Genomic DNA, 16,321 nt, shown 5'->3' with positions numbered 1-16,321 from the left:
AGGGCCGCAACGGCGGCACCGCCCGCTCCGAGGACGGCCTGCTGGAGCACACCCTGGCCATCCCCAAGGAACTCGGCGGCGCAGGCGGCGCCACCAACCCCGAACAGCTCCTCGCCGCCGGCTGGGCCGCCTGCTTCCTCGGCGCCCTGCGCCGCGCCGCCGCCACCCGCCACATCCGCCTCACCAGCACCGCCATCACCGCCGAGATCACCCTCACCCACGGCGACGACGGCGAGTTCTCCCTCTCCGCCACCCTCCACCCCGTCCTCGGCGGAGTCGACCAGACCACCGCACAGGAACTCACCGAAGCCGCCCACCAGATCTGCCCCTACTCCAAGGCCACCCGCGGCAACATCCCCGTCACCATCGACGCCACCACCGCCTGACGGACGAGAACCATCCCGCCACCGATCACCCCCCCTCGAAACAGGGAGTCGCCATGTCCTCCGCAGTGGTCGCCCGAGGGCGAACCGGTAAGCGTCGCAAGGCCGTTCACGCCGCCCGTACGGAAGCCGCCGCACCCGCACCCGCGGGCCCGGCGGCCACCGCCGCCGACGCGACCGGCGGAGGATGGTCCGACCCCGCTCTGCTGTGGTCCTGGGCGCAGAGCGCGGCGCTGTCCGGATACGGCCCCTCGGCGGCCCCCTTCATCCGGTGAACCCCATGAGCCTGCGGTGAACCCAGCCAATCCGGTGAACCCCGCGCCCCGCCGCTCCGTTGTTCCCGGTGTGAGGCCCTGACGCCCAGGCGACGGCGTCAGGGTCCCGCCCACTCGGCAGCGGTCCTCGTCGCCCTGCCGGTAGAGCCAGGCGGCCCCCGTACATCCCGCTCACGGGGCCGCCCTCCGTTCCGGCCCCTTTCCCCGGGAGAGCCGGAACCGGAAGGTCCCGCCCGCCCCGTGCGTCGGCGGGCGGGACCGCCGGGACCCGAATCATCCGAGGCGAACGCACGAAGGCACCTTCGGGTCCGCGCTCGTCCCCGTACAAGGCGATGGATGTGTCGCCAGGCAAGGTGTGTGTGCTGTGACCGATCAGACCCTACGGAACGCCTCAGCTCCTTCGAACGGGCATGCAGTCGTCGTCGGGGCGGGCATCGCCGGGCTCGTGGCCGCGCAGGCGCTGGCGAGCACGTTCGCCCGGATCACCGTCATCGACCGGGACACGCTCCCCGCCGAGCCCGGCCCCCGGCGGGGAGTGCCGCAGAGCAGACAGGTGCACGGACTGCTCGGCGGTGGCGCGTCGGCGCTGGAGGAACTGTTCCCGGGCTTCCAGGAGGAGTTGGTCGCGGCCGGCGGCGCGCTGGGGGACGGCCAGGTGGACCACCACTGGTTCCTGGACGGCTTCCGGCTGCGTACGGCCCCGTCCGACATACCGGGCTACGGAGCCAGCCGGCCGCTGATCGAGAGCGTGCTGCGGAACCGGGTGGCGGCCTTGCCCGGTGTGAGGATCACGGACGACATCGAGGTGGTCGGCCTCGCAGCGGACGGACCGGACCGGGTCGCGGGCGTCCGGGTCACCGAGCGCCGCGCCGACGCGCAGGAGACGGTTCTGTCCGCGGACCTCGTCGTGGACGCCTCCGGGCGGGGATCACGCGCCGGTGTGTGGCTGAGCGGCATGGGACGTCCGCAGCCCGAGGAGTCCACCGTGCGCATCGACCTGGTGTACGTCACACGCCACTACACGAAGCGGCCGGAGCTCCTGGGCGGACGGCGGCTGGGCGTTTCGGTCGTCCCGTCCCCGGCGCTGCCCCGGATGGGTGTCGTCATGCCCGAGGAGGGCGACCGGTACGCGCTGCTGCTGGCCGGCATGTTCGGCGAGGAGCCCCCGACGGACGACGCCGGCATGCTGGAGTACGCGAGATCGCTGGCCAGTCCCGAGGTGGCCGCTGTCATCGAGTCCGCGACACCCCTGGACGAGCCGGCCAGGATGCGGTTCCCCGCCGGGGTGCGCAAGCACTACGAGAAGCTCAAGCACCACCCCGAGGGCTTCGTGGTCATGGGTGACGCCCTGTGCAGCTTCAACCCCGCCTACGGACAGGGCATGACCGTCGCGGCCATGGAGGGTGTCCTGCTGCGCCGCCTGCTGTCGGAGGGGACCGCACAGCTCCCCGGGCGCTTCTTCCGCGCCGCCGCCAAGCTCGTCGACACCCCGTGGGCCCTGGCCACCGGCGGCGACCTGCGATTCCCCCAGGTGGAGGGCAAGCGGCCGCCGGGCGACAAGCTGATCAACAAGTATCTCGAACGCTACCGCGCCGCGGCGTCGGTCGATCCCGGTCTCGCCGCCACGTTCCTGCGGGTCGCCAACCTCATCGAGCCCCCCGGACGGCTGCTGCATCCGGCCCATGTGCTCCGTGTCCTCAGGTACGCCCCCAAGGCCACGCAGGCGGCGCACACCGCGCGCCACGATCCGGCTCCCGCCCACGAGGCCGAATAGACCGAACGGGCCGAAGAGACCGAACAGGCTGAACAGACCGAACAGGCCGGGCCGGACGCCCCCGTTCCGGCCCCGTTCACCCCACCCTCACGAACGGTCCTCGTACCGTCCGGAACCGCGGCCTAACCTCACTGGGTCCCCGCGCCCCGCCCTCAGACCCCGACGAGGTTCCCATGTCCCTCCGGCGTGCCCTGGCCGTCCTCACCGCCCTGCCCGCGCTCGCGCTCGCCCTCCCGGCGAGCGCGCAGGCGTCCGTCGCGGCCCCCGCCGCTCACCATCACCCCGGCCCGCCGCAGCCGCCCCGGCAGAAGCACTTCGATCTCCAGGCCCACCGCGGCGGCCTCGGTCTGACCACCGAGGAGTCCCTGCAAGGGTTCGCCAAGGCGCTGCGCCTCGGGGTGAGCACCCTGGAACTGGACACGCAGATCACCCGGGACCACAAGGTCGTCGTCAACCACGACCGGCAGATCAGCGCCCAGAAGTGCGCGGACACCCGTCCCGTGACGCCGGGCGACCCGATGTACCCGTATGTCGGCAAGTACATCAAGGATCTGACGCTGACTCAGATCAAGACGATGGACTGCGGCTACCGGCAACTGCCCGGCTTCCCCGAGCAGGAGCAGATCAAGGGCTTCCGGATGGTGGAGCTGAAGGACGTCCTCGACCTGGTCAAGCGCTACCGGGCCCGGCAGGTCAAGCTGAACATCGAGACCAAGGTGGAGGCCGGCTCGCCCGAACAGACGGCGCCGCGCGAGCTGTTCGTGCGCCGGGTGTACGAGGAGATCCACCGCTCGGGCATCGAGCGGCAGGTCACCATCCAGTCGTTCGACTGGGGAGCCCTGAGGACGATGCACCGGCTGGCGCCCTCGTACCCGCTGGTGGCGCTGACCAACCACGACTTCCTTGAGGTGGGGAAGCCGGGCGCGTCACCCTGGCTCGGCGGGATCGACGCCGACGACTACGACGGCGACTTCGTGCGGGCCGCCGTCGCTGCCGTCCCCGGCCTCACCGCCCTCTCCCCCAACTACGGTTTCCCGCAGAGCGGTACGGTCGCCGACCCGGACTTCCGCTTCTACCCCGACGCGCGGATGGTGGCCGAGGCACACCGGCGCGGGCTGAAGGTGATCCCCTGGACCTGCGACGACCCGGCGACGCTCGCGGCGCTGATGGACCTGGGGGTCGACGGGATCATCACCGACTACCCCGACCGCGTCCGCGCCCTCCTGGCCGAGCGCGGGATGCCGCTGCCGCGGGCCTACCCGGCGCCGCGCCGCTGAGCCCGGTCCCGCCGCGCCCCCACCGGCCTGCGGGCCCGCTCAGGCGGGCCGCTCCCCGCGCCGGTGGGGGTGGGACGGGTAGACGCCGAGAATGCGCACCTCGGAGGAGAAGAAGCGCAGCTCCTGGAGGGCGAGCGCGACGCGTGACTCGTCGGGGTGGCCCTCGATCTCGACGTAGAAGCGGCTCGGGTTGAGCCCGGCGCCCATCTGGTAGCTCTCGATCTTGGTGAGGTTCACCCCGCTGCTGGCGAATCCGCCGAGCGCCTTGTAGAGGGCGCTCGGGATATTGCGTACGCAGAAGAACAGGCTGGTCACCGTGGGTCCGTCGGTGCCCGGCCAGGGGCCCGGCTCCCGGGAGAGCACCACGAACCGCGTGGTGTTGTCCGGGTCGTCCTCGACCCCGGCGCGCAGCACGTCGAGGCCGTACAGACCGGCGGCGGCCGGCGGGGCGAGCGCCGCGTGCCGCGCGTCGCCCAGCTCGGCCACCTCGCGTGCCGAGCCCGCCGTGTCGTCGCTGACCAGGGTGCGCCAGCCGCCCTCGCGCAGCAGCTTGCGGCACTGGCCGAGCGCGTGCACATGGCTGCGGACGCACTCCACCTGGTCGAGGGTGGCACCCGGGACGCCCATCAGGTCGAACCGGATGGCGAGGAAGTACTCGCCGACGATGAACAGACCCGACTCCGGCAGCAGGTGGTGGACGTCCGCCACCCGGCCCGCCGCCGAGTTGTCGACCGGGATCACCGCCACATCGGCCGTGCCCAGCGAGACCGCGTCCAGCGCCTGCTCGAAGCCCGTGCACGGCAGCTCGTCGCCGTCCGGGAACAGCGCGCGGGCCGCGGTCGCCGAGTTGGAGCCGCGCTCACCCTGATATGCGACGGTCGTCACCGTGTATCGCCCTCCACCGTGGGGGTCCTCTCGTCGGGCGGCAGCAGGTCCACCGCGTACCGCATGTACTGCAGTATCGGGGTGCTGTCGTCCACCAGGGAAATCAGGGGGTCCTCGGCCGCGCTCCCCCGGGCGGACAGACCGTACTCGTACGCCGCCGAGACCACCTGGTGGACCAGCCGGGACGCCCGCCGGACCTGCTCGGCGAGCACCGCCGTCGCGGCCGCCCGCTCCCTGGGTTCCGCCCGGGAGACGCCGTGCAGCCGGGCGGCCAGGCTCAGCCGCTCGTCGTGCAGGGCGGCGGCCAGCTCGGCCGCCGCGGCGGCGGGCGGCACGAACGCGCCGGGTGCCTCCAGCCCGGCCAGGGCGTCGGTCAGCCGCCGTGCGGCGCCGAACGCCATGCCCGCCACCGCCGCCCACACGAACACCGCGTCCCCGGCCCCCAGCGGTGTGCCCGCGGAACTGGTGGCGAACCCGCCCGGCACATACTCGTCCGCGAGCCGGAAGACCGCACCGGCCCGCTCCGCGTCCCCGCCTCCCGGCGGTGCGGGCAGTACCTTCGACGCCACCACGAACACGTCCGGATCGCTCACCCCGAAGCCCTCCCCGCTCCCGCGCGGGTGTGCGGTCAGCCGCAGCGCCAGCCACGGGCCGGGCTCCGCCCCTTTGGGCAGCCGCCACTGCCCCGATACGGAGAAGCCGCCCGCCATGCCCCGCACGAGCGGACCGGCGCCGGACGGTTCCCGGGGCAGCGCGGTGACCAGCGGCGCGGCCCAGTTCCAGACCGAGGTGAACGACTCCCAGGCCGCCGAGGCGTCCGAGTGCCCGTCCCGCTCGTAGAAACCGAGCACCCGCACCGGACCGGCGTACGGTCCGACGATCCTCAGGTATCCGCCCCCGGCGTCCGCCGTGCCCCGCCTAGGCAACCCGCTCACCCGTCCCGTGCTCGTCCATGCCGCGCTCGTCCGTGCCGTACCCGTCCGCGTGCCGTGTTCCGTACGCTGCCGTGTGGACGACGTTCTCCAGTTCCGCACCGCGCGCGTACCGGTGCAGCTGACGGCGCAGGAAGTCCACGGTCATCCGGGGGAACGCGTCGGTGAAGGCCCCCACATGCGGGGTGATCAGCGCGCCCGGCAGGTCCCGCAGCGGATGCCCCGCGGGCAGCGGCTCGGGGTCGGTCACATCGAGGGCGACACACAGCCGCCCGGCGCGCACCTCACGGACCGCGGCGGCGGTGTCCAGGAGTTCGCCCCGGGCCACGTTCACCAGGAACGCGCCGTCCTTCAGCAGCGCCAGCTCCGCCGCGCCGAACATGCCCCGGGTGCCTTCGGTCAGCGGGGCGCACAGCACCACCGCGTCCGCCGTGGGCAGCAGCGAGGGCAGTTCCGCCGCGCCGTGCACCCGGCCCGCCGGGGTGGTGCGCCCCGTCCTGGCGACGAGGACGACCTCGCAGCGGAACGCGCCGAGCAGCGCCGCCACGGACGCGCCCACGGCGCCGTAGCCGACCACCACGACCCGCTTGCCGACCAGGGTGACACCGGTGCGCGGCCCGCCCGCGCCCGTCCGGCCCCGCACCGGGCCGCGCGCGTAGTCGTCCAGGCCGCGGGCGAGGGCCAGCAGCAGGGTGACGGCCAGTTCCGCGGTGGCCTCGCGGTGCACACCCCGCGCGGTGGCCAGCCGCGCGCCCGGCGCCAGCAGGTCCAGCAGCGGCACCATGTGCTCGTATCCCGAGCTGAGGAGCTGCACGGCCTCCACGTTGGCCGCCGCGGGCAGCAGCCGGGCGAAGACACGTTCCGAGCCGGTCGCCGGCGGACCGACGAGGAAGTGGACCTCGCGCGGGTCGCCGGGCAGGTCGGCCGAGCCGTCCCAGTGGCGATAGGTGAGTCCGTCCGGCAGGCCGGGGACCCGTTCCGGCCGGTACGGGAGCCACACCGTCTTGCCGTCGTTCATCGTGCCTCAGCTTCTTTCGCTGCTTGCGCTGTTCCGCCGGTCCGCGGCGCGCCGGCACCGGACCGGCCGCTCATCTCCGCGCGGACACCTGCGCGTCTACAACAGGCCAACGTGTGCAAGATGGCCGAAAGTTCACGTGAGGTGCGACACACCATGTGTCGGACATCCGGTGAACCCGGCGCCGCGCCGACACGTTTCCGGGACGGGGGAAAGGTGGGTGTTTCCGCCCACGACCATATCGCGCACGAGGAAACACATGGGCACAGCAGCGACCGGACAGATCCCCTCCTCCGACCTCGCCTCCCTGCGCGCCGCCGTCGAGGGTCCGGTGCTCGCCCCGGACGACCCGGACCACGCGGCGGAGTGCACCGGCCACAACCTGCTGCGCACCTCGCGGCCCTCGGTCGTCGTCGGCGCCGCCTCCGCCGACGACGTGGCCGCCGCCGTGCGGTTCGCGGCCCGGCACCGGCTGCCCGTCGCGGTGCGCAACGCCGGGCACCAGATGGTTGTTCCCGAGGACGGCGACTGGCTGCTCATCACCCTGCGCCGCATGAACGACGTCGTCGTGGACCCCGGCCGCCGCACGGTCACCGTGGGCCCCGGCGCCCGCTGGGACGACGTCCTTCCCGAGACCGCGCGGCACGGTCTCGCGCCCGCCTGCGGTTCGGCGCCGCGGGTAGGGGTGACCGGCTACACGCTGGGCGGCGGGATCGGCCCGCTGCTGAGCCGGACCCACGGATACGCCGCCGACCATGTCCGGCGGATGGAGGTCGTCACCGCGGACGGCACCCGCCGCGAGGTCACCCCGGAGTCCGAACCCGGCCTGTTCTGGGCGCTGCTGGGCTGCAAGGGCAACTTCGGCGTGGTGACCCGCATGGAGTTCGGTGTCTTCCCCGTGACCCGCTTCTTCGGCGGCGGGCTGTGGTTCTCCGGCGCGGACGCCGCCGGCTCACCCACCAGGGCAAGTACCAGGCCCGGATCGCCGGCTGTGGTTCTCCGGCGCGGACGCCGCCGGGGTGCTCGACGTGTGGCGGACCTGGCAGGCGGGGCTCGACGAGCGCACCACGACGTCCGTCGCCGTCCAGCAGCTCCCGGACCTTCCCCGGCTGCCGCCCCCGCTGCGCGGCGCGTTCGTCCTGCACGTCCGGGTGGGCCACCTCGGTCCGGCCGCCGAGGGCACGGCCCTGGCCGCCCCGCTGCGGGCCGCCGCGCCCGTCCTCCTCGACACCCTCGCCGAGCGGCCGTACGAGCAGGTGGGTGAGATCCACCGGGACCCGGTGCGGCCGTCCCACGTGTCCGAGACGACCGTGGGGCTGCGGGAGCTGTCCGGCGGCATGTTCCCCGCGCTGACCGCGTTCACCGGCCCGGACTCCGGCTGTCCGCTCGCCGCGGTGGAGATCCGGGTCCTGGGCGGTGCCCTGGACCGGGAGCCGCCGGTGCCCAACTCGGTGCCCTCGCGCGGCGTCCCGTTCGTCACGTTCGCCTTCGGCGTCGCCCCGCTGCCCGAGGCCGGCCCGGTCCGCGGGCGGCTCGCCGCGTACGCCGAGGCGATGGCGCCCTGGGCCGACGAGCGGACCATCATGAACTTCCTGTCCCCGGACGCGGCCCGCGCGCGGACGGACATGCGGGCGCTGTTCGGCGCCGAGCGCCACGACCGGCTGGCGGCGGTCAAGCGCCGCTACGACCCGGAGAACATGTTCCGCCTCAACCACAACGTCCGTCCGGCCTGAGCGGGCCCCGCGCGGATGCCGGTGGCCGCGGCCGCGCGGCGGCGGTCCGCCGCCCGGGGAGCCTCACGCGGCTCCCGGACGGCGGACCGCCGTGTCCCGGTCAGCGGACGGGAGCGAACGCCCCCAGTCCGTCGGGCGTGCCCAGCCCGGTCGGCCCGTCGTACCCGCGCAGCGCGGTGCACAGATAGCTGCTCGCCGGGCACTCCTGGCCGCTGTGCGGCACGCTGACGCTGCCGCCGGAGATGTCGTTCAGCCGGTCGCGGTGGGCGTACAGGCGCGACGCGTCCCGGACGTCCTCGGTGTGCCCGGCCAGTGCGTACATCGCTGCGACGAGCGGCGCCGAGGCGCTGGTGCCGCCGACCTTCATCCAGCCCGCGGGCGGGCCGTTGGGGTCACGGATGCTGTCGTACACCGCGAGTCCGGTGACCGGGTCGGCGACCGCGGAGATGTCCGTGAGCGTCCGGTTCGGGCAGTCCCGGTCGTGCTGCCAGGCGGGTTTGGCCACATGGGCGGAGCAACCGGCGCCCGCCGCACCGCCCTTGTAGTTGGTCGCCCACGCCGTCTCGGACCAGCCGCGGGCGGTGTCGCTCTTCTTCAGCGTGGTGCCGCCGACGGCGGTCACGGTGCTGAGGGTGGCCGGGTACAGGGCGTCCAGCTGGAAGCCCGCGTCGCCCGCCGCGGCCACGATGGGCACACCCGGGTGGTTGTAGGAGGCCGCACGGACCGGATCGGGGCCCGTGCCATGGCTCCGGTTGTCGGTGACGTCGCTCTCGGGTCCGCCGTAGCTGTTGGAGACCGTCGTGGCGCCCAGCCGGACGGCGGTGTCCACCCCGTCGGCGAGGTTGTCCCAGTTGGCGTTGTCCGACTCGACCAGCAGGATGTCGCAGGACGGGCAGAGCGCGGACACCGCCTGCACGTCGAGGCTGATCTCGACGCCCCAACCGGCGTCCGGCTGCGGCAGCGGAGCGGTGTCACCCCGCTGATTGACCTTGCGGAAGCAGCCGTTGTCCGTCGTGCACGGCGGCAGCCCGTACGTCGAGCGGTACACGGCCAGATCGGCTTCGACGGTCGGGGCGTCGAAGGCGTCCACGATCGCCACGGTCCTGCCCTTGCCCGCGCCCGCCCGCACGGCCGCCGTCAGACCGTAGGCGGACCGGAGGTCGGCCGGCCCGTACCCGGCCGGTGCCTGGGTCCGGCTGCCCGGTGCGGAACCGGGCAGCACCTCGGCGAGACAGGCCGCCTCACCGGGTTCGGGGACGTCGCACGCGCGTACCGCCGGGGACTGGCCGTCCGCCGCCGGTCCGCCGCCCGCGGAGTTCGCGGTCACCGCCGAGGCACCGCTGAGGAGGGCGACGAGGGCACCGGCGACCGCGGCGGCCGCCCAGGGCCGCCGGGAACGCCTGCCGCTGTCGGCTCCCGTGGCCGGGACGTTTCTGATGTCGCTCACGGAACACTCCTGGAGTTCGGGGGAAGGGACGCCGCCGCGCGGGCGGTGGCGTCCCGCGCTCGCGGTCACGGCACCTGGTAGGCGCCGGGCAGTTCCTGGTCGACGCGGCTGCCGGTGCTGTCCCAGGCGGCCAGGCGGAGCGACACGGTGTGGCCGGAGGCGGTAAACGGCACGGTGCAGTCCGCCGTGAACCGGCCCGCGCCGCCGCGGGTGCGGAGCTTCTGCCAGTGCGCGCCGTCGTCGTAGGAGACCGACATCTCGGCTCCGGTCACGACGCCGGGCGTGGCGTACTGCTGGCGTCTGACGTCCAGCGACAGGGTGTGGCGTCCCGGGGTGAGCCGGTTCATCAGGTCGGCGTCGGTGTTGGTGTAGGCGTACAGCAGCGGCAGGGCGCCGCAGGCGTTCCCCTCCGCCGGGCACAGCATGTCGTCGGGCAGGGTCCTGCCGTGTCCCGGGTCGGCCGTGAAGGTCCAGGTGGTGTCGGAGCCGGGCGAGAGCCGGCCGTCCGCCGCCGTGGAGCGGTTCGCCAGCCGCAGTGCGTAGCGGGCCCGCCCGGCCGGAACCGGCACGCTGACCTGGGACAGGCCGCTCTCGCCGGTGGCGTACAGCGCGCCGTCGCGCTTCAGGGTCACGGAGTCGCTGCTCTGGCGCTCGTACACGCCTTCGTGGCCCGGTGTGTTGTCACCGGCGGGCAGCAGCGCGAAGCGCAGCGAGGTCGCGTCGGCGCAGGCACCGCAGTACACCGTGCCGACCCGGGTCGCGAGGGGGCCGTTCGGATGCGGTGCCCCGGCGCCGAAGGTCTCGTCCGGGTTGCGGCCCGCCCGGTAGACGCTCAAGCCCGAGGCGAGGGCCGTCCCGCGCGCCGTGTCCGCGTACTCCTGGGCCCAGGCCGTGTCGGGCAGGGCGCTGTAGTACTCGGTCTGCTCGGTGCCCGCGGGCAGGAACTGGAAGGCGGCGGGCAGGATTTCCCGGGTCCGGGCCGCCCAGGTGGGTACGGTGATGCCGACGACCAGGGCGGATGTCGCGTCACCGCCCGTCCCGGTGTACGAGCGGCGCACCGTGGCGAGCGTCGCGGGGTCCGCCTTCGAGGGGTACGTCGTGAGGGTGCGGTCGGCGGACTCGGCCAGGTGGTAGGCGTAGGGCTGGGCTGTGCCCTCCGGCGAGGCGAAGTCGAAGGTCGAGACGACGCTGAACCGGCCGTGCGTGACCGGCCCTGCACCGGGGTTCACACGGATCTTGTTCGTGAGGCTCACACCGGACGGCCACTGCTGGTGGAACCAGAGGCCGTGTTCCGCGCCCGGCCCCGACCCGTCGCCCCGGTACACGGCGAACGACCGGCTGACGAGGTGTGCGGGGCGCGGCGTGACCGGAACGGGGACGGGCACGGTCGCGGTACTGGCGTCCAGGGTCACCCGGGTTCCGTCGCGCACCGTGAACTCGGGGTTGATCGTCATCCAGTACGTCAGGCCGTCGCTGGTCCCCTTCCAGTGCTCGAAGAGCGCCGCGTAGTGACCGGCGGGCACGACCGCCCGCACGACACCGTGGGTGGTGATGTAGGTCCGGCGGACGAAGGTGTTGTCATCGAGGTTGGTCAGCAGCACGTTTCCGCTCGTGGCGGGAACCGATGTCTCGTCGCGCGTGTCGATGGTCAGCCGGACCATCTTGTACGCGCGCCCGGTGCCCTTCCGCGTGGCCGTCTGCGCCGCGGGCCGCGCGGCGGCCGGGCCGCAGGTGCGGTCGGCGAGCGCGGTGACGTCGTAGGCCGCCGGGCCCGGATGCGCCGCGCCGCCGTCCGCCGCGGTGGAGGGCATCAGGTACTGGTGTCCGTCGGACCAGTAGGTGGTGACGGATTCCTTCACCCGGGCGGGGTCGGTCAGCCGGGCCGTGCGCTGCCCGGCGTTCCCGGTCACGGTGGCCCGCAGCCCGCCGGGAAGGGTGACCTGGCACGGTTTCCCGGCGGCGGCCCCGCCGGTGAACACGGCGGGGGGCGCCGTCGCCGACGACGACGAGGGCACGGTGAGGAGCCCGCCGGCCGCGGCGAGGGCACAGACCCCCACCGACGCTCTTCTGAGGAATTTCACAAGTCGACTGCCTTTCCGTCCGGTTGCCGGGTCACAGGGAGTCGTGACCGGCTGTCACAGGGGCTCGTAACCGGTGAGGGGGTCCTCGTCCGGGGCTGCCTCGTCCGGGGCCTCGGTGGCGTCGGGCGCGGGCGGCTCGCCGCCTGGATCCGGACCTACGTATTCCGGTACGAGGTCGCGCAGGTGCTCGGGGGAACTGCTCACGTGCGGTGCTCTCTCCAGTCCCACTGGGTGTGCTCGCAGCAACATGTGCGGCGAGTATCACGACGGCGGGGCGGCCGGAGCGATTGGGCAAGTGACCTAAAAGAAGACGGCGGAGGCTGCCGCCGGGTCGGCGCTACGCTCCCGGGTCCGCGTCCCCGGCCGGTCCCGCCGGAGTGATCCCGGCCCGCAGGGCGCTCACGGCCAGCGCCGTCCGCGAGGTCACCCCGTGTTTGCGCATGGCCGACTTGAGCTGGGCGGCGATCGTCTTGGGCGAGCGGCACAGCGCACGGGCGATCTCCGGATTGGTCAGCCCGTTGAGCATGTGCCGGACCGCCTCCAGCTCGCGCGGGGAGAGCTGGTCGCCGTAGCCGCGCGGGCCGCGCACCGGACCGCCCGGGTCGCCCGGCGACGCCTCGTGGCCGGTGGCGGCGGCGAGCCGGGAGACGGCGTACGCCGCGCCCAGCTCCCGGAGACCCGCGCGGGCCGTCTCCGTCAGCGCCGTGGCGGCCTTCCGCCGGCCCGCCCGCGCCAGGCAGCGCGCCTGGGCCGCGCGGGCGAGCAGCACCGCGTACGGCCGGGGCAGGACCTCCCAGGCGGTGGCGGCGTCCGCCCACGCGGCCGCCGCCCGCGACGGCGGCTGGCGCACCTCCGCCACCACGGCCCGGCAGGTGGCCAGCGACGCCCGGGTGGCGGGCGCGACGGAGCCGTGGGCGCCACGGGCGAACGCCGCCGCCAGCCGCGCGGCCTCGGCAGCGCGCCCCGCCGCCACCAGGGCCTCGGTGCGGGCGGGGGCGATCTCGGTGGCGGCCAGCCAGACGCCCTTGCGGACCACGAGCCGCATGCCCTCCTCGGTCAGCGCGAGGGCCTCGTCCAGGCGGTCCTGTGCCAGCCGGACCCGGGCGAGCGCGGCGGCCGACTCCAGCGACATGTCGAGGATGCCCCGGCGCCGTGCCTCGGCCGCGACCCGGGCGAGGCTGTCGGCGGCCGTGTCCTGCGCGCCGCGCGCGGCGGCCAGCAGACCGGTGACCAGGCAGGTGTCGAGCTGGATCAGCGGCTCCTCGTCGATGGCGGCGAGCGCGGCGGCCCGCTCGGCGAGGCCGTCCCAGGCACCGGCGTGCCAGTCGAGGTGGACGAGGGTGGTGGCCGCCATGTCGCGCAGCCGCAGGTGCCCGTGGGCCTCGGCCGCGTCGCGCCCGGCGGTCAGCCGGCGCCGTGCCTCGTCGTGGTAGCCCCATCTCATCGCGGCGTCACCGATGTTGAGGACCGCCCGCGTCACGTCCAGCACGTCCCGGGCCGCGGTGGGGGCCTCGGGTATCTCGCGCGCGGCCTCCCAGCCGGCCGGGTCGCCCAGCTCCAGCAGCGCGGTGACCCGCTCGACCAGGAACGTCAGTTGGTGCTCGGCGGGCAGCGCGGTGCGCGCCAGTGCGGTGACCCGCTCCAGCCAGCGGCGGTGCACGGCCACCGGACAGGACGCCCCCGACAGCCGGGACAGCGCGCTCATCGCGGTCGCCGCCTCCAGCGGCCGGTCGGCGAGTTCGGACACCGCGCGCTCCAACTCGGCCGCGCCCGCGTCGTACTGCCCGACATGCAGCAGCATCCGGCCCAACTGCTGCCGCACCAGACCGCGTTCGGCGGTGTCCAGGCTCGCGTCGTCCAGCAGTGTGCGCAGGGTGCGGACCAGGTCGGTACGGCCCCGGTGGCCGGAGAAGGCGAAGACGGGGAACTTCCCGCACAGCCGCACCACGTCCGCCGCGGGCAGCGCGCCCGCGTCGAGGACGCCGTGCACCATCGCGACCGCCGTCCGGTGGTCGCCCGAGGCCAGCGCGAGATCCCCGGCCCGCTCGGCGTACCGGCACCAGCGTGCCGTGTCCCCGCCCGCCCGGAAGTGGTGGGCCAGCCGGGCCAGCGGCGCCGGAACGGCGTCCTCCAGGGCGCGCCCGGCCGCCAGGTGCAGGGCGCGGCGCCGCCCGGCGGGGACGGCGTCGTACACCGCGCGGGCGGCCAGCACATGCCGGAACCGCAGCTGCCCCGAGGCGTCCTCCACGAGCACACCGCCGCGCACGGCCGCCGCCAGGGCGGCCGTGGCACGCGGCCCGGGGATCCCCCCGACCCGGGCGACGAGCCGGTCGTCGGCGGGTTCGGTGAGCACGGCGGCGGCGCGCAGCACCTCCTGGACGTCCGGGTCCAGCCGGGCGAAGCGTTCCAGGACGGCGTCCCGGATGGTCGGCGGCACACTGATGTCCTCCAGGGTGCGCCGCACCCACTCGCCGCGGGAGCGCACCAGGTCGGAGCGGTCCCGCAGCAGCCGTACCGACTCCTCCACGGCGAGCGGCAGCCCTTCGGTGCGCCGGTGCAGGAACCGGGCGAAGGCGTCGGAGACGTGTTCGTCGTCGAGCATGGAGGAGACCAGTGCGGCGGTGCCCGCCACGGTCAGGGGCGCGAGGCAGAGCCGGACATGGGCGGCACCCACGGCCGGCCGCGCGGACAGCCGCAGCAGCGGGGAGCCCGCCGCGGTCTCCTCGGGCCGGTAGGTGACGACCAGGCTGATCCGCCGGGGCCGCCGGGCGGCCACGAACAGCAGGAAGCCGAGTGTGGCGTCGTCCGCCCAGTGCACGTCCTCGACGACGAGGATCTCGGTGCCCAGCCGGTCCAGGAGTTCGGCGAGCGCGCGGAACAGGCGGTGCCGTGCGGCTCCGGCGTCATGGAGGGGCTCCGGCGCCGGGGGCAGCGCGTGGGCCCACTCCGGGAACAGCGGACGCAGCGCCCCGGCCAGCGCGGTGAGCTCCAGACCGGCCGGTCCGGTACGGGACTGGCGTACCGCGTCCACCACCGGGCCGAGGGTCAGCGCCTCCTCGAACGGCGGGCACACCGCCACCAGCGGGCCGCGCGCCCGTACGGCGGGGGCGCCGAGGGCCTCCTGGAGCAGCCTGCTCTTGCCCACTCCGGCCTCGCCCTCGACCAGCACCGTCGCGGGGCCGCGGCTCAGCGCGCCGACGACCTGTTCCAGTTCGGCGCGGCGGCCGACCAGGCGCGGAACACGCACCGGGACGGCGTCCGGTGCGTCGTGTGCCGTCGGTTGCTCCACTGGTCACCCTCCTGCGTCGGCAAGGGCCGATGGAGCACCAGTGTGACGTGTTCACACCTGGAAGTTCCAGAAACGTGTCTCGCTGTTCACCTCTCTTGTCCTGTCCCCTGACACCGCCCGCTCCCCGCGGGTGCGGGACGGCTCAGCCCTCGGCGCGCCGGGGCAGCCGCCAGTTGGGGCGCGGGAAGTGGCAGGTGTAGCCGTTCGGGTAGCGCTGGAGGTAGTCCTGGTGCTCCGGTTCGGCCTCCCAGAAGGGGCCCGCGGGCGCGACCTCGGTGACCACCGGGCCCGGCCACAGACCGGAGGCGTCCACATCGGCGATGGTGTCCTCGGCGATCCGGCGCTGCTCGTCGTCGAGGTAGAAGATGGCGGAGCGGTAGCTGTCGCCGATGTCGTTGCCCTGCCGGTCCTTCGTGCTCGGGTCGTGGATCTGGAAGAAGAACTCCAGGACGGCCCGGTAGTCGGTCACGGCCGGGTCGAAGGTGATCTCGATCGACTCGGCATGGCCGTCGTGGCGGCGGTAGGTCGGGTTCCGCAGCTCACCGCCGCTGTATCCGACCCGCGTGTCCAGCACACCCGGCTGCTTGCGGATCAGCTCCTGCATCCCCCAGAAGCAGCCTCCTGCCAGCACTGCCTTCTCCTCGGCGTCGGCCATGACATCTCCCCTTTTCATTCCGTGTCTCATGTTCGTCCGTCCGTGTTCCCCTGACCAGCGTCGCACACGGTCCTCGGCCTCTCACACCGGTGGTGCTGGTGCTGTGGCCGGTGGCGGCCGGTGGCGGGATGGTTCTCGTTCGTCAGGCGGTGGTGGCGTTGAGGGTGACGGGGATGTTGCCGCGGGTGGCCTTGGAGTAGGGGCAGATCTGGTGGGCGGCTTCGGCGAGTTCCTGTGCGGTGGTCCGGTCGACTCCGCCGAGGACGGGGTGGAGGGTGGCGGAGAGGGAGAACTCGCCGTCGTCGGCGTGGGTGAGGGTGATCTCGGCGGTGATGGCGGTGCTGGTGAGGCGGATGTGGCGGGTGGCGGCGGCGCGGCGCAGGGCGCCGAGGAAGCAGGCGGCCCAGCCGGCGGCGAGGAGCTGTTCGGGGTTGGTGGCGCCGCCCGCGCCGCCGAGTTCCTTGGGGATGGCCAGGGTGTGCTCCAGGAGGCCGTCCTCGGAGCGGGCGGTGCCGCCGTTGCGGCCCTCGCCGGTGACGGCGACACGGGCGGTGTAGGTGACGGGTGCCATGACT

15 protein-coding genes are annotated in these 16,321 nt (G+C 74.1%); 6 read left to right on the top strand and 9 right to left on the bottom strand.

Going from position 1 to position 16,321, the window contains the following annotated elements; all coding sequences use genetic code 11:
* From B086_RS41185 to B086_RS0129780, 4 genes are all read left to right on the top strand, one after another.
* Positions 1–386: organic hydroperoxide resistance protein (locus tag B086_RS41185; protein ID WP_018570098.1), on the top strand; the 386-nt coding region annotated here is incomplete at its 5' end.
* 53 nt (positions 387–439) lie between these two features.
* Complete coding sequence (locus tag B086_RS44800; protein ID WP_158690439.1) at positions 440–658, top strand: hypothetical protein; 219 nt, start codon at positions 440–442, stop codon at positions 656–658.
* A gap of 364 nt (positions 659–1,022) precedes the next feature.
* Positions 1,023–2,432: an FAD-dependent oxidoreductase gene (locus tag B086_RS0129785; RefSeq protein ID WP_037874204.1), complete on the top strand. Its 1,410-nt coding sequence runs from the start codon at positions 1,023–1,025 to the stop codon at positions 2,430–2,432.
* Between the two features lie 173 nt (positions 2,433–2,605).
* Positions 2,606–3,709 carry a glycerophosphodiester phosphodiesterase family protein gene (locus tag B086_RS0129780; protein ID WP_018570096.1) on the top strand — a complete coding sequence of 368 codons (1,104 nt, stop codon included), beginning with the start codon at positions 2,606–2,608 and terminating at the stop codon, positions 3,707–3,709.
* 39 nt (positions 3,710–3,748) lie between these two features.
* Here the strand turns inward: B086_RS0129780 and B086_RS0129775 are convergent, their stop codons facing one another.
* The 3 genes from B086_RS0129775 to B086_RS0129765 all read right to left on the bottom strand — a co-directional run bounded on the left by B086_RS0129775 (position 3,749) and on the right by B086_RS0129765 (position 6,544).
* Entirely contained in the window at positions 3,749–4,594 is an 846-nt protein-coding gene (locus tag B086_RS0129775; RefSeq protein ID WP_018570095.1) for a prephenate dehydratase, read from the bottom strand.
* Complete coding sequence (locus B086_RS0129770; protein ID WP_018570094.1) at positions 4,591–5,451, bottom strand: hypothetical protein; 861 nt, start codon at positions 5,449–5,451, stop codon at positions 4,591–4,593. Before B086_RS0129770 ends, B086_RS0129775 begins: the two co-directional genes overlap by 4 nt.
* 61 nt (positions 5,452–5,512) lie before the next feature.
* A complete protein-coding gene (locus B086_RS0129765) occupies positions 5,513–6,544 on the bottom strand; it encodes an NAD(P)-dependent oxidoreductase (RefSeq protein ID WP_018570093.1) in 1,032 nt (343 codons plus the stop codon).
* Between the two features lie 256 nt (positions 6,545–6,800).
* On the opposite strand from B086_RS0129765, the gene B086_RS41180 reads away from it, so the two are divergent.
* Together B086_RS41180 and B086_RS45735 are read left to right on the top strand one after the other, a co-directional pair.
* Entirely contained in the window at positions 6,801–7,805 is a 1,005-nt protein-coding gene (locus B086_RS41180; protein WP_234029405.1) for an FAD-binding oxidoreductase, read from the top strand.
* Positions 7,806–7,836: 31 nt separating this feature from the next.
* Positions 7,837–8,274, top strand: coding sequence for a BBE domain-containing protein (locus B086_RS45735; RefSeq protein ID WP_234029404.1), 438 nt, complete (start codon positions 7,837–7,839; stop codon positions 8,272–8,274).
* A 100-nt stretch (positions 8,275–8,374) separates the two neighbouring features.
* Here B086_RS45735 and B086_RS0129755 read toward each other — a convergent pair whose 3' ends face one another.
* The 6 genes from B086_RS0129755 to B086_RS0129730 form a co-directional block, all read right to left on the bottom strand.
* Complete coding sequence (locus tag B086_RS0129755) at positions 8,375–9,721, bottom strand: S53 family peptidase (RefSeq protein ID WP_018570090.1); 1,347 nt, start codon at positions 9,719–9,721, stop codon at positions 8,375–8,377.
* A gap of 65 nt (positions 9,722–9,786) precedes the next feature.
* Positions 9,787–11,778 carry a hypothetical protein gene (locus B086_RS0129750; RefSeq protein WP_018570089.1) on the bottom strand — a complete coding sequence of 664 codons (1,992 nt, stop codon included), beginning with the start codon at positions 11,776–11,778 and terminating at the stop codon, positions 9,787–9,789.
* A 78-nt stretch (positions 11,779–11,856) separates the two neighbouring features.
* On the bottom strand, positions 11,857–12,006 hold the full coding sequence (locus tag B086_RS44795) for a hypothetical protein (protein WP_018570088.1): 150 nt from the start codon (positions 12,004–12,006) through the stop codon (positions 11,857–11,859).
* A 133-nt stretch (positions 12,007–12,139) separates the two neighbouring features.
* Entirely contained in the window at positions 12,140–15,091 is a 2,952-nt protein-coding gene (locus tag B086_RS41175) for an ATP-binding protein (RefSeq protein ID WP_018570087.1), read from the bottom strand.
* A gap of 142 nt (positions 15,092–15,233) precedes the next feature.
* A complete protein-coding gene (gene msrA / locus B086_RS0129735) occupies positions 15,234–15,746 on the bottom strand; it encodes a peptide-methionine (S)-S-oxide reductase MsrA (protein WP_018570086.1) in 513 nt (170 codons plus the stop codon).
* Positions 15,747–15,888: 142 nt separating this feature from the next.
* Positions 15,889–16,317 carry an organic hydroperoxide resistance protein gene (locus B086_RS0129730; protein ID WP_026252903.1) on the bottom strand — a complete coding sequence of 143 codons (429 nt, stop codon included), beginning with the start codon at positions 16,315–16,317 and terminating at the stop codon, positions 15,889–15,891.
* Between the last annotated feature and the right edge of the window lie 4 nt (positions 16,318–16,321).

This window comes from Streptomyces sp. PsTaAH-124, from assembly GCF_000373685.1.
GTDB classification, from domain to species: Bacteria; Actinomycetota; Actinomycetes; order Streptomycetales; family Streptomycetaceae; genus Streptomyces; species Streptomyces andamanensis.
This window is presented reverse-complemented; position numbering and strand designations above follow the sequence as displayed.

Bases quoted from the DNA above. Each gene is read 5' to 3' on its own strand.
- B086_RS44800 (WP_158690439.1), top strand. From the start codon at position 440: ATGTCCTCCGCAGTGGTCGCCCGAGGGCGAACCGGTAAGCGTCGCAAG.
- B086_RS0129780 (WP_018570096.1), top strand. From the start codon at position 2,606: ATGTCCCTCCGGCGTGCCCTGGCCGTCCTCACCGCCCTGCCCGCGCTC.
- B086_RS0129765 (WP_018570093.1), bottom strand. From the start codon at position 6,544: ATGAACGACGGCAAGACGGTGTGGCTCCCGTACCGGCCGGAACGGGTC.
- B086_RS41180 (WP_234029405.1), top strand. From the start codon at position 6,801: ATGGGCACAGCAGCGACCGGACAGATCCCCTCCTCCGACCTCGCCTCC.
- msrA (WP_018570086.1), bottom strand. From the start codon at position 15,746: ATGGCCGACGCCGAGGAGAAGGCAGTGCTGGCAGGAGGCTGCTTCTGG.
- B086_RS0129730 (WP_026252903.1), bottom strand. From the start codon at position 16,317: ATGGCACCCGTCACCTACACCGCCCGTGTCGCCGTCACCGGCGAGGGC.